Annotated in this window: 13 protein-coding genes and 1 pseudogene; 8 read left to right on the top strand and 6 right to left on the bottom strand. The window is 49.3% G+C overall.

Translation table 11 applies throughout. From position 1 onward, the window contains the following. The 7 genes and pseudogenes from NT073_RS08880 to NT073_RS08850 all read left to right on the top strand — a co-directional run. A pseudogene (locus tag NT073_RS08880) lies at window positions 1-211 on the top strand (NAD-dependent epimerase); the annotation flags it as partial. A 109-nt stretch (window positions 212-320) separates the two neighbouring features. After that, complete coding sequence (locus tag NT073_RS08875; RefSeq protein WP_297371938.1) at window positions 321-1,268, top strand: hypothetical protein; 948 nt, start codon at window positions 321-323, stop codon at window positions 1,266-1,268. A 112-nt stretch (window positions 1,269-1,380) separates the two neighbouring features. Then, window positions 1,381-2,205 (top strand): hypothetical protein, encoded by an 825-nt coding sequence (locus NT073_RS08870; RefSeq protein ID WP_297371935.1) that lies wholly within the window; start codon window positions 1,381-1,383, stop codon window positions 2,203-2,205. A gap of 70 nt (window positions 2,206-2,275) precedes the next feature. Next, window positions 2,276-3,244 (top strand): glycosyltransferase family 2 protein, encoded by a 969-nt coding sequence (locus NT073_RS08865; RefSeq protein WP_297371932.1) that lies wholly within the window; start codon window positions 2,276-2,278, stop codon window positions 3,242-3,244. A gap of 76 nt (window positions 3,245-3,320) precedes the next feature. Next, window positions 3,321-4,109 carry a TauD/TfdA family dioxygenase gene (locus NT073_RS08860; protein ID WP_297371929.1) on the top strand — a complete coding sequence of 263 codons (789 nt, stop codon included), beginning with the start codon at window positions 3,321-3,323 and terminating at the stop codon, window positions 4,107-4,109. A gap of 149 nt (window positions 4,110-4,258) precedes the next feature. Beyond that, complete coding sequence (locus NT073_RS08855) at window positions 4,259-5,233, top strand: aldo/keto reductase (protein ID WP_297371926.1); 975 nt, start codon at window positions 4,259-4,261, stop codon at window positions 5,231-5,233. A 30-nt stretch (window positions 5,234-5,263) separates the two neighbouring features. Continuing rightward, on the top strand, window positions 5,264-6,034 hold the full coding sequence (locus tag NT073_RS08850; RefSeq protein ID WP_297371921.1) for a glycosyltransferase family 2 protein: 771 nt from the start codon (window positions 5,264-5,266) through the stop codon (window positions 6,032-6,034). Between the two features lie 71 nt (window positions 6,035-6,105). On the opposite strand, the gene NT073_RS08845 is transcribed toward NT073_RS08850, so the two are convergent. Beyond that, a complete protein-coding gene (locus tag NT073_RS08845) occupies window positions 6,106-6,867 on the bottom strand; it encodes a cupin (protein ID WP_297371918.1) in 762 nt (253 codons plus the stop codon). A gap of 44 nt (window positions 6,868-6,911) precedes the next feature. Next, window positions 6,912-7,355: a hypothetical protein gene (locus NT073_RS08840; protein ID WP_012929648.1), complete on the bottom strand. Its 444-nt coding sequence runs from the start codon at window positions 7,353-7,355 to the stop codon at window positions 6,912-6,914. 53 nt (window positions 7,356-7,408) lie between these two features. On the opposite strand from NT073_RS08840, the gene NT073_RS08835 reads away from it, so the two are divergent. After that, window positions 7,409-8,380: an alpha/beta fold hydrolase gene (locus NT073_RS08835; protein ID WP_297371915.1), complete on the top strand. Its 972-nt coding sequence runs from the start codon at window positions 7,409-7,411 to the stop codon at window positions 8,378-8,380. Here the strand turns inward: NT073_RS08835 and NT073_RS08830 are convergent, their stop codons facing one another. The 4 genes from NT073_RS08830 to NT073_RS08815 all read right to left on the bottom strand — a co-directional run bounded on the left by NT073_RS08830 (window position 8,381) and on the right by NT073_RS08815 (window position 13,301). Continuing rightward, entirely contained in the window at window positions 8,381-9,256 is an 876-nt protein-coding gene (locus tag NT073_RS08830; protein ID WP_297371912.1) for a MerR family transcriptional regulator, read from the bottom strand. 162 nt (window positions 9,257-9,418) lie between these two features. After that, entirely contained in the window at window positions 9,419-10,819 is a 1,401-nt protein-coding gene (locus NT073_RS08825) for an MBL fold metallo-hydrolase (RefSeq protein ID WP_297371909.1), read from the bottom strand. 64 nt (window positions 10,820-10,883) lie between these two features. Beyond that, window positions 10,884-11,690, bottom strand: coding sequence for a sulfite exporter TauE/SafE family protein (locus tag NT073_RS08820; RefSeq protein WP_297371906.1), 807 nt, complete (start codon window positions 11,688-11,690; stop codon window positions 10,884-10,886). A gap of 108 nt (window positions 11,691-11,798) precedes the next feature. Then, on the bottom strand, window positions 11,799-13,301 hold the full coding sequence (locus tag NT073_RS08815) for an amino acid permease (RefSeq protein ID WP_297371903.1): 1,503 nt from the start codon (window positions 13,299-13,301) through the stop codon (window positions 11,799-11,801). Window positions 13,302-13,398: the final 97 nt, after the last annotated feature.

The raw sequence follows: 13,398 nt of genomic DNA, 5'->3' as shown, positions 1-13,398 counted from the left end.
GGAAGCGATTGCGTTGTGTGAGCAGATTTCGGGCAACAAGATGAACTACCAGTACTCGGAGACCAACCGGAGCGGGGACCACATCTGGTACATCTCGGACCTGAGCAAGTTCAAGGCGCACTATCCGGGCTGGGACTGGACCTTCGATCTGAAGGAGACCATGACCCAAATCCACGACAGCATGGTAGCCCGTTTGTCTACCAGTATTTAATTGTAACCGGTATGTACCCACGGGTCTTCAGCCCGTGTTTTTACGTTCTCAACTACACGGGCTGAAACCCGTGGGTACATAGGCTTAACTACTATAAGATCTGAATTCAATGACTTGGCATAAAAAAGGACTGGTTTATAAGCCCGATGGGTCAAAACCGTTCAGCCGTACTCACGCACAGGTTCCCTTTGGTTTCCCGATGCAGGACAAAGTGCGGGTTTATTTTTCTACCCGCGACGAGCACAGTGCATCAGCTGTATCGTTTGTTGAGCTGAATCCGGATAATCTGTCGGAAGTAACGTATGTACACGACAAGCCCTGTTTACAGAAAGGGGCTGTTGGTATGTTTGACGAAACCGGAACTATGCCATCCTGGTTTTTACCTGTAGGTGATGAAATCTGGCTGTACTATACCGGCTGGAACAAAAGCGAAACGGCCAGCTATCGACTTGCTATTGGGTTAGCCATTAGTCGGGATGGCGGCTTAACGTTTGAGCGTAAGTATACGGGCCCTTTGCTCGACCGCTCTATCTACGATCAGGTCTGGATAGCGCAGCCCTGCGTGATGCGGGAGGAGCAACTCGACGGCTCTGTTCGCTGGCGGATGTGGTACCTGTCCTGCACCAAAATAGAGGTGATCGACGGGCATCCCGAGCCGTTCTACGATGTCAAGTATGCGGAATCGGAAGATGGTATCGACTGGAAACGTACGGGGCATGTGTGCGTAGGTTACGACGAGTTCACGGATGCCATTGGCCGGCCAACGGTGTACAAAGACGGTGATTTGTATAAAATGTACTTTTCGTACCGCAACGCAACCAACTACCGCACCGATGTTGAACGGAGCTATCGGATCGGTTACGCCGAGTCGAAAGATGGCATAAGCTGGGAGCGGAAAGATGAACTTGCCGGTATAGAACGGTCGGCAGAGGGCTGGGACTCAGTCATGATGGACTATTGCCATATTTTCAAACACCAGAGCCAGTGGATCATGTTATATAACGGAAACGGGTTTGGTGCATCGGGATTTGGCTACGCAAATCAGCCAGGGAGTTGATCAGAATCAATAAACGACGCGTTGTATTATCTCCGGATACCACCCTACTTTGTGACAAAAATTAAACAATTGACAACAGCAGCGAAAATCGCGCATTGACAAGTTTTCTTTTATGAAAGAAGTTGCAAAATACCTGATAAAAGTTGACGCCGAATTTAAGGATGGACGGATCGTTCCTGAAGTTCCTTATGAGGAGGTGATGCGGTTGGTCAACGAACCAAACATCGTTATTATCAGAACCGGTATCCCGGAAAATACGCTCCGTAGCGTCATTGCTACTACCCGCGCCTGGGCCGACACAACCCCGCTGGCCGAGGGACCGGATACATTTGATAACAACCAGCATAAACAGCGTCTGCACATCGCTAAAATCCAGCAGGCGCCCCAGTTGTTTCACGACCATACCTTCGATGCCATTCTGGACCTCGACGAGTCGATGAAGCAAACACTGCTGAGCGTTTTTAACCCAATGCGGCAATTCTGGAACGACCTGACCGGCAACACCGAAGAATATGGAATTCATAAAGGCCAGCCATATTTCCATCCACAGGTAACGCATTACCCACTGGGTGGCAGTTTCTTTGGGCGCCACTGGCACCCGCTCAATCCGCAGAAGGTGGGCACCATTCTGGCCCTGAATCAGTACGGAAAAGACTACACATCGGGCGGAACCGGCTATGTTATCAACGACCACATTGTTGAGACAGAAGGCTTCCAGGATATGGGCGACATCATTCTGTTCCGGTATGATCTGCCGCACTGGGTTAGCCCATCGAGTTTTGCCGACCGTTTCAGTTGGGACGATCCAGCCGGACGTTGGGTGGCTATTTTGCCTTTCTATGACCCCTGGGCAAAACCCGCCGATAAAGATGAACCGCAGGGCTGGAAAGCTCATATTCAAACGGCCAAAAACACTTCCTCTGAAGTTGCGGTTTAATGCTTAGTTCACGGTTTTGGGAAATGCTATACAGTAGCGTCTGCCAAAACTGATTGACTCCCCGTTCTTTATGCCGAAAGTAAGCGTTCTGATTATTACTTATAATCAGCAGAATTTCATCCGTCAGGCCATCGATAGTGCGCTGGCTCAACAAACTACGTTTCCAATTGAAATCCTGGTTGGCGATGATTTCTCGAAGGATGGAACAAGGGAAATTATTCAGGAATATGAACGCCAGCATCCTGGTCTGGTACGCGGTATATTACACCCGCGTAACATGGGTAAGAACGGGGGGATTAATTTTCTGGAAACGCTGAAGCAGGCCAAAGGTGAATATTATGCCCTGATGGATGGTGACGATTATTTTACCGACCCGCTTAAAATTCAGAAGCAGGCCGATTTGCTCGATGCCCATCCGGATTATTCGATGGTTTTCCACAATGCGTTGATTACCTACGAAGATGGCAGTCCGTCGCATGTGCTGAACGGCCCCGACACAAAGCCGTTTTACACCATTGAGGATCTGATTGGCGAAGACGAAATCTGGTTCATGGCTACGTCGAGTACCATGTATCGAAACTCAATCAAAGAGTATCCGGCCTGGTTTAGCGAATCGGTTAGCGGTGACATCCCCCGGCTGATCCTGAAGGCCAAGATGGGTAAAATAGGGTATATACCCGATCTTATGTCGGTTTATCGGAAAAACAGTAATGGTACCAGCTATTCCGATAAGTACGACGATGCTGTTTTCCTGCAAAACCGAATTGATATGTACTCGAATATCAACCGCGAGCTGGACTACCGTTACGACGGCTTATTGAAAAAAAATATAGCCCGATATTATCGGATGATGCTGAGAAGCAAGCAGTTTCGTGATTCTTATTTTGCAAAAGTACGGCTCGCTTTTCGCTATTATAACTTGGCAAAACCAAACTGGGTTGACTTGAAATCAGTCATTTATGACTATTTAACGCCACCTGTTTTACAGCGTGCTTACGGAACGGTAGCCATTGGCCTACACCGTATTCTAAATAATTGATCAGTTGGGTTACACGTATTTGGGTAACCGTTTGACTTTTTCTATTTTGTGAACAAATAACGAAACTAAAAAGGCTATGAATTTTTTTCAGCAAGTTGTCTATACTACGCCGGAAGAAACGATTCAGAACGTGAAAGAAGCCGTTCAGAATAACAAGCTGGTTTTTCTGTCGGGCTTTCGCGAAGACTTGCCAGTACACGATTTTTACAGCAAACTGTCTGAGACGATTGGCCGCATCCATGCCGCCGACGAAGACCTTGCCACCGGTAAAATGACCGGAAATCGTTGGATCGACATTACCTACGACCCGCAGATTCCGGACCGTTACCGCTCCAGCAACACGCGTCAGCCCATGCATACGGATGATTCGTACGTTGAGCTGGGTGGCGAAGAGGCTGTAAACTTTTTCTACTGTGCTTCCAGAGCTAAAATAGGCGGAGCCACTACGTTCTTCGACCTGCCCGATCTGGTTGAGTGTATGAAGCTGGATGGGGAAGAAGCCCTGCTGGAAGAACTGATGGCTACCGATGTTATTCACGCCAAAGGTGGTGCCCGGAAGGTTCGGAAAATCATTGACAAAGATGGCGAAGGCTATCTGGCCAACTGGAATTACTTCTGCCTGTCGCGGGAGGAGAATACGCCGGAAGTGCTGGACCTCTGCGAGCGTTTTCACCAGTTTCTGGAGTCGCGGATCATGAATGCCGGTGTTATTTTACCGGTTCAACTGCAGAAAGGCGAAGCCGTTTTCTTTCACGATGATCGGGTGTTGCACGGCCGGAACGCGTTCTTTGCCGAATATCCGGGTCAGCGCAGCCTGATCAAAGGAAAAATCATCATCACGCCAGCCGCCGACGCTGTTTATTGATCCCATTTCCTGAATAAGACATTTCCCTTAAGTCGACCATAATCGCCGGAAGAGAAAGCGCTTTTCAGACTAATTACAGTCTGGTTATCCTTAAGCAGTTGACTTTGGTCGATGGCTTAAGGACAACCAGACTGTTTCATTACTTACTTATGCCTGAATCCATAAACGAGCAGCTTACATCCCGACTGGGGTTTGGTACCTGGCAGTTTGGCGGTCCCAACGTCGTAAACGGCAACCCGACAGGCTGGGGTGGAGTTGACAAAACGGAGGCCATCCGCGCCGTACATGCCGCCCTGGATGAGGGAATAAACTTCTTCGATACAGCTGATAGCTATGGCCGGGGACAGGCCGAAACTATACTGCATGAAGCGTTTATACAGAAGTCAGCGGCAAACGCCCTGATTTGTACCAAATTCGGTAACCTGCAAACGTCTGAGGGACAACCCATACAGGACTATAGCGCAGCCTATATGACCGAAGCCGTAGATGCCAGTCTGCGTCGGCTGGGTGTCGATACGCTCGACGTGCTGCTATTGCATAGCCCACCGGATGCCTTCGACTGGTCAGTCTACGACCCGAAACCGTTTGAGGATCTGGTGCAGGCGGGAAAAATTCGTTCGTATGGGGTTAGTTCCCGGTCGGTGTACGGCGCCAGGCGCGTTATGGAGGCTGGCTTTGGCAGTGTATTAGAAGTGATCTACAATGCGCTGGACCGCCGGGCCGAGGATCTTCTCTTCATTGGTCCCAATGCAAGCCAGTATTTTTTTATCGGGCGGGTACCGCTGGCTTCCGGTTTTCTGAACCCGGCTTATCTGACACAGGACCCCGTTTTTCCGGCCGATCAGTACCGGCATTATCTGCCCGAGCGTGACCGGAACTGGCTCCTTGAGTCTATTCGTAAACTGGCTTTTTTAGACGATCAGCCCGGTGGAATGGCAATTTCTGCCTTACGATTCAGTTTATCCAATGAAGCTATTGGCGTAGTTATTCCCGGTATGCGGAACGAGCGGCAGGTCGCTGCCAATCGCCGGGCCGAAGAGTTGGGGCCGCTATCGTCTGATGTACTATCCCGCATTCGGCAGGCCGTTCCTGATGTAGCCGATCATTGGAAACCCAAAGTTTAGCTTTACCAACTGTTATTTCTATTTTTGTGTATGAAATTAAGCGTTGTCATACCTGCCTATAATGAGGAAGAGTCGTTGCCGCCAACTCTTCGATCGCTCTACCAGACGCTGGCGAAACATGGCATTCCCCACGAAATCTGCGTGACAAACGACAATTCGAAGGATGGTACGCTGAAAACATTGGAGCAGTTAGCTGCTACTGAAATTCCAACGCTGGTTTATTATACCAACCCGGGTCCCAATGGGTTCGGATATGCCGTTCGCTATGGATTGGAGCGTTTCTCGGGCGATTGTGTGGCTGTCTTCATGGCTGATCTTTCAGACGATCCTGAAGACCTGGTACTGTTCTACAACAAAATGCTGGATACGGGTGTCGACGCTGTGTTTGGCTCACGATGGATAAAAGGCGGGAAAGTAATTGATTACCCCCCCCTGAAAAAATTCATTAACCGGATTGCCAACTTTATTGTCCGGATGGTAATGGGTATCAAATACAACGATACTACAAACGCTTTCAAACTTTATCGACGGGAGACCATCGAAGGTGTCAAGCCGTTTCTGTCCCCCCATTTCAACCTCACCGTTGAGTTGCCCCTGAAGGCCATTGTCCGGGGTTATACGTTTGATGTCGTTCCCAATAGCTGGACCAACCGGAAATACGGCGAATCGAAGCTAAAAATTAAAGAAATGGGTAGTCGCTATTTCTTTATCCTGATGTACTGCCTGATCGAAAAGTACTTCTCGCAGGGGGACTTTCGTAAAAAAACACCCGCATCCGTACCCCAGACCGTTAGCCGGTAACGACCGATGGTTTGAACCAGCGTGGTTGATACAAAAAGGGTGATGATTCCTATCCTGCACAACGTCAGGCGCTAAAACAGGACAGATACATAGCTGCAGCCTTCCGAACGGGCCGGATTAATGCCGTGCTCTACATCCGATTCGATAAAGATAAGGTCGCCGGCCTGTGCCTCTTTTTGCGCCCCGTCGATAGGCACATGAACCGGATTATCCAGGATGAGTAGGAGTTCGGCCGCCCGGTGCCTGTGAACCGTCTGTCCTGCCATACCCGCATTGACGCTCACAAACTCTATGGCTACACGGTCGCTCATGATGGTCGGGTAGGGCGACAGCTTGTGGCTACTCCCGTGTTGATTGGTGGTCGGGGCAATCTCCCGCCAGTCGGCCCAGAATGAACCACCCAATAGCCTGTATAAATCCAGATCGGGCATTTCGTTGGACGTGTAGCGTATCAGGTAATAGGTAAGGGGCTGACTGGACTTGTTGTCAACCCGGTAGTCATCGCCGGGCATAATCATAACGACGCTACCGGGCACCAGGTTTTTATGCTTTCCTCCAAGTAGCAGCGTTAATTCACCCGATCTGACGAGCAGCATCACTTCCTCATCGAGTTGCTGGACAGGCTGAGCGGGCTGATTGGCCTCCAGGGTTATTGCCTGAATCAGGAAGTGGGGGAAATCACGGGTGGTACCTTCGGCTAAGGTTCGTTCTTCATGACCAGTCTGTACAGAAACAGCGGAATGGCTATAAGAAAAGACGGTTGATAGAACAGCCTGCGGAAAGGCCGAGCGGGTAAACAGAACAAACACCCAGAAGAGCAGGATGGATTTCATGGATAGGGTGGCTACTGAATTCAAGCGGTTTATACAATAGTCTGCTAGTTGAACATGCCTTTAAGGCCCGGAATCTGATAAAAAGCGAGTGTTTGCACGATGGCCCACACCAGGGCGCTGACGAGCATATACAGCACCACCTGTCCGCGTTTAACCCCAAACGACAGAGCCAGAATGGTACCGCCAATTGGCGTAAGAATAAGGGGTGTCAGAAAGGCGATACCCGCCAGGCCGGAGCGTTTCCAGATACGGATAGCCATGCGGGTGCGTTTGGTAAAGCGTTTGGGGGGCTGTTTTCGGTAGCGTTGCAGCAGAGTTTGTAAAGCTGCTCCGGCAAACGTAACGATCACTACGCTGATCATCATGCCCAGTGCCGTACATACTGTTGTTTCCAGCCAGCCTAAGCCCAGTGCTGCACCTGAGATTGGCCCGCCCACAAATTTTATGGTGCTGGCAATAACGACAGATATATATTTGGCAAACTGCATAACTATAAGATGTGGTGAAACAACACCGTAAATGTATTCGTTGTTTGGTTAATATGCCGCTCATTCATTCGCCTTATTCCGGACCGCCCGCTTATCAATACAATGGCCATTTGCAAACCATCATTCCCAGCCTGACACGCGCAGTGACCGGAATCTCCTATGAGCGCGAACGCCTGATACTGACCGATGGTGATTTTGTTGACCTGGACTGGATTAAGCAGGGACAGAAGCGGCTGGTAATACTCACCCACGGCCTGGAAGGGGACAGTAACCGACAATACATTCTGGGAACGGCCAAGTTATTCGCCCAGCACAACTACGATGTTCTCGCCTGGAACTGCCGGTCGTGTAGTGGTGAGATGAACCAGGCTTTCCGCCTGTATAATCATGGCGAAATTGGGGACTTTGGCGAAGTGATAGATCATGCGCTTCAAGCAAAACGGTACCAGGAGCTTATTCTCGTTGGTTACAGTATGGGCGGCAACATCACACTTAAATACCTCGGAGTGCACGGAAATCAGCTTTCCAAAGCAATCAAAGGTGGTATTGCGATCTCGGCGCCAACGGATTTAGGTGCCAGCGCCTGTCTGCTCGACCGCCCATCGAACCGGTTTTACCGGAATCGCTTTATGAAAAAATTGCTGGTTAAAATTTCCCGGAAGGCGCAGATGTATCCTGGGCGGCTGGACATGAGCAAGATCCGACAGGTGAAACAGTGGAAAGATTTCGATGAGTTCTTTTCAGCCCCGGTGAACAATTACCGCGATGCTGACGATTTTTACACCCAAGCGTCGGCCGTTAATTTCATGCCGGATATTGCAGTGCCTACATTGCTGCTCAATGCCCAGAACGATCCACTACTTTCGGCAGAATGCTCGCCTGAAGCATTAGCAAAAGTTCATCCGCATATTTTTCTGGAAACACCTCGTACGGGTGGTCATGTTGGTTTTCAACTGGTTCGCGACCCGTATACCTATGCCGAACGGCGCGCACTTTGGTTTGCCCAGCGTTTGACGAATGCCTGACTAGCTGGCAAGGCGCATCAAATCATTGATTTGGTTGACGATGCGGGTATTTTCCGGCGTCTCGATGTCCTGCCCCACCACCTGATAACCTGTTAACAGAATTTGTGAATCAGGAAAAGCCTTTGCCAGTCGATCGACATAGGGCTGCACTTCATGGTTGGAGGGCACCGATGTAATGACCGAGAAAATACAATCCGGTTTATACAACGAGTGGGCAAATACCAGTTCATTGAAGGGCATGCTCTGACCCAGGTAAATCACCTTGTTAGCACGGCAGCGAATGATGTAATGCGCAAATAAAAGGCTGATCTCGTGGAATTCGCCTTCCGGCAGGAAGAGCATATACTTTTTGCCGTTACTCGGTGTAGTGGCAGATAATCCGTCAATAGCAACAATCAGTTTCTGCCGGATCAGGTTCGTGATAAAGTGCTCCTGTGCCGGGCCTACAGAACCCGTGAGCCAGAGCGTACCAATACGGCTTAGAAATGGGTAAACGATGTTGATCATCGTATTCTCGAAACCGAACTGACTGATATTGGTATTGATAATTTTTTCGAATCGATCTTCGCTCAGATCAAGCATCGAGATCGTCAGGGCATGAATCTGATCCGGGTAATTGAGCTGCCGTTCGGAAATTTTCACGACTTCATTGCTCAGTTCTTCTGACGACAGCTTCGCGATCTCCGAAATTTTGTATCCATGATCTTTTAACAGCGAAATATTCAGAACACGCTTGAGGTCCTCATCACCGTAAGAACGAATGTTGGTATCGCTTCGATCTGGCGTCAAAATCGCGTAGCGTTGTTCCCAGATGCGTAGGGTATGGGCTTTAATGCCAGACAACTGCTCTAAATCTCTGATTGAATACGTACTCATGGTCGCAACAATTAATAAACTATCAACGAAGATAAGTGAATTTTGTTTAATCTTTTCTCTGCATCTATTAAACAGAGTATTCGCCAAATTCGTTGGTTTCCAGACAAACTTCTGTCGGGAGGTTTCTAACGAAGTAAGAACCGAGCGTATACAGCGAATTTATTATAGAACAGACACACCACTTGTCACTGTGACGGCTGTATTCCGAATAGCCGCTAGTCCACCTTCTACATTTATAACGTTGTCGAACCCACGGGCTTTCAGAATGGAATTAGCCACCATGGAGCGGTATCCACCGGCACAATGCACATAAACCGGCTCATGACGTGGTATGTCGGCCATGTGGTCGTTGATGTTGTCCAACGGAATAGTGCTGGCTCCGGCAACGTGTTCTGCGGCAAACTCGGTTGATTTTCGTACATCGACAATCGGTATATGGGGGTTCTGCTGCCACCGGCTGGCAAATTCCTCTGCCGGAATGGAGTCGATCTGGTCCACTTCTTTCCCCGCCTTTTGCCAGGCCGAAAAGCCCCCTTCTAAAAAGCCGATGCAGTTATCGTAGCCAACACGCGCCAAACGCAGAACAGTTTCGCCCTCCTGGCCCTCAGGCGCGACAAGGGCAATAGGCTGCATTAAGTCCGGTATCAACGCACCAACCCAGGGAGCAAATTGCCCGTTCAGGCCAATATTGATAGCATTTGGAATAAATCCTTTAGCAAAATCAGCCGCTTCCCGTACATCCAGAATCAATGCTCCGGTTTCGTTTACGGCTGCTTCAAAGGCATCGGGCGAAAAGGTCTGACTACCCCGCTGTAAAACGCGGTCGATGGATTCATAACCTTCTTTATTGAGCCGGGCATTTTCGGCAAAGTAAGCAGGTGCTGTGGTAAGGCCATCGAGTACTTTCTCAATGAACTCCTCCCGAGACTTAGTGCGAAGCGCGTAGTTAAAACGTTTCTGGTTACCCAGCCTGTCGGTTGTTTCCTTACTCATGTTCTTGCCGCAGGCCGACCCGGCCCCGTGTGCGGGGTAAACGATTACATCGTCGGCAAGAGGCATGATCTTGGTTTGAAGACTGTCGTATAACATACCTGCCAGATCATGTTCGGTCAGATCACCTTTAATGGCCAAATCTGGCCGGCCAACATCGCCAATGAACAGAGTATCGCCAGTAAAAATGGCGTGGTCTTTTCCGGTTTCGTCGATCAGCAGGTAGGTGGTCGATTCGAGTGTGTGACCGGGTGTATGCAGCACTTTTATGGTCAAATGCCCGAGGGTGAAAGTTTCGCCGTCTTTGGCATGATAAGCCTCATAGGTGGTGTTGGCATTCGGGCCGTACACAATTGTAGCGCCTGTCTTTTGGGCTAAGTCGATATGACCGGATACAAAGTCGGCGTGGAAGTGAGTTTCGAAAACATACTTTATTTTGGCACCCGCCTTATCGCTTTTCCGGATGTAAGGCGATGTTTCCCGGAGGGGGTCAATGATGGCGGCTTCGCCGTTACTCTCGATATAATAAGCGCCCTGGGCCAGACAGCCCGTATACAGTTGTTCGATAATCATAGTGTAATGCGGGTGCCAGCCCCTGCTTTGTTTTGTAGTTGTGGATTGTAACGGCAGCGGCTGGTTATCCACGGCATAATATTTCCCGAATAAGCATGTAAATCGCCACGACCAAGACAAACCAGCCAAACCCTTTTCTGAGTTTATCGGGTGGTACAAACTGAGCCGAGTACATACCAATGAAGATCCCGATAATGGATAAACCGGTGAAAGGTAGCAGAAAATTCCAATCCGGCTGTGTATGCTGAATGTCGCCCATAAACCCGACGAATGAATTGACGGCGATAATCAGCACAGAGGTCGCCACGGCTCTGGGCATAGGCAATCCGGCCAGGAGTACCAGCAGAGGCACGATCAGAAAACCGCCCCCGGCACCAATTGTACCCGTTAATAAGCCAACCGCTAATCCATCTAGGGCCAGACTGCCGTAGCGTGGGCGTCCATCGGCAGCTTCGCCCTGCTCCGGGCGGTCGTTTTTAATCATGGCACGGGCGGCAATAATCATTACAATAGCAAAGAAGTACAGAATAGCCTCACTTTTGGATAAGACAAACCGCTCGAACTGAAACAGCGGGTCGGGGAGGGCCGGAACCAGAAACCGGCGACTTAAGTAAACCGATACAAACGACGGAAGCGCAAACGCTGCCGTTACGCGCAAATCGACCTTTCGATGCCAGATGTGGTTCACCGAACCCACCAGTGAAGTAGACCCTACCACAAACAGCGAATAGGTGGTAGCCAGTACGGTGGGTATCTGAAATACATACACGAAAATGGGGACGGTCAGTATGGAACCGCCCCCACCTGCCAGCCCAATTACCAGGCCTACCACGATGGCCGATGCATACCCAAACAACTCCTGTTCACTCATTGTGGGGCAAAACTACACTTGTTTAATCTATCAACTAATGGAAATGCCCTTCGATGTTAACATCGAAGGGCATTTCCATTAACGTATAAAATTCAACTGACTGGTAGCCTATTCCTGAGGCTTATTCAGATGACTATGCTTACGGCTGTAAGTGAAATACACAACCAGCCCAATAGCACACCAGATTACAAAAGAAATTTTGGTGTCGGTCCTGAGGTTATACATTAAGTACAAGTTTGCCAGAATACCTAAGGTGGCTATGAGCGGTAAAACCGGCGTCCGATAAGGACGTTCTAAATTAGGTTCCCGAACCCGCAGCAACCAGACGGCTCCGCAGATCATAGCAAATGCCAGCAGAGTTCCTGAACTTGTCAACTCCGATACTTTGTCGATAGGTGTTAAGGCAGCAACTATTGATACAATCAAACCGACCAGAATTGTGCTTTTCCAGGGGGTTTTAAAGCGTGGGTGAATAGACGCAAACAGACCTGGAGGAATCAGGCCATCCTTGGCCATGCCAAGGAATACCCGGGTTTGACCGAGCATCATCACCAGCATAACGGAAGTTAATCCACCCAAAGCAGCAATAGTGATAATGTAAACGGCCCACGTTAAACCTTTATCGGCAAAAGCCTGTGCCACAGGAGCTTTCAAGTCGAGACTTTTAAACGGTACCATGCCCGTCAGCACCAGAGAAACCAAAATGTAGAGTATTGTACAGATAATAAGCGAAGCAAGAATAGCAAACGGTACATCTTTCTTTGGGTTGATTGCTTCTCCGGCCTGGGTAGAAACAGCATCGAACCCGATATATGCGAAAAACACGATACTGGCCGCTGTCACGATACCATTGAAGCCGTAATGCTGCTGACCCGAACTGTCGACAATTGTATCGGGTATGAATGGTACCCAGTTGGTTGTGTCGACGTAAAATGCACCGACAACAATCACAAAAATGACTACGGCCACTTTCACAATAACGATAATATTGTTGGTACTGGCCGCTTCTTTAATACCCCGCACCAGAATATAGGTCACCACCAATACAATCAGGAAAGCAGGTAAGTTGAAGGCAAATGTAAAGTCTGGAATAGCTTCGCCGGCAGCTCGCAGCTTTTCGGCTTTTTCCTGAGCTGTAATGGGGTCATTCATTAGCCACAAAGGTGGGTTGATCCCGAACAAGTGAAGAAGTTTTTCGAAATAACCGGACCAGCTTACGGCCACGGTTGTGGCCCCCATCATGTACTCAAGAATCAAATTCCAGCCGATGAGCCAGGCAAAGATTTCGCCGACCGTTCCGTACGAATACGCATAGGCTGACCCTTCTACGGGCAGGATTGACGCAAACTCAGCATAACAGAGGGCTGCAAATGTACAGGCTATACCCGCCAGCACAAACGACAACGCAAGAGCCGGACCTGCCCAGTCATGAGCGGCAATACCTGTTAATACGAAGATACCGCCCCCAATAACGGCGCCAATGCCCAGCGAGGTTAATCCCCAGCGTGTTAGCACGCGTTTTAGTTCGCTCTTTTTCATGTCTGCCTCATAAGCCGCTAAAGGCTTTTTGCGCCAGACACTTGTATCAACAGGTTTTAGTTTGGTTTCCATGCAGGATTAATTAGAGTTTGGTGATTGTGTCGTTCAGGGAAATATCTTAAGCATTTAGGCGAAATATACGAAATATAATGAGTGAAAGAGCGAAAGA

Source organism: Spirosoma sp. (genome assembly GCF_026391055.1).
Taxonomy (GTDB): Bacteria; Bacteroidota; Bacteroidia; order Cytophagales; family Spirosomataceae; genus Spirosoma.
Note: the sequence above shows the minus strand (reverse complement) of the source record. Positions and strands in the feature narration are given on the sequence as shown.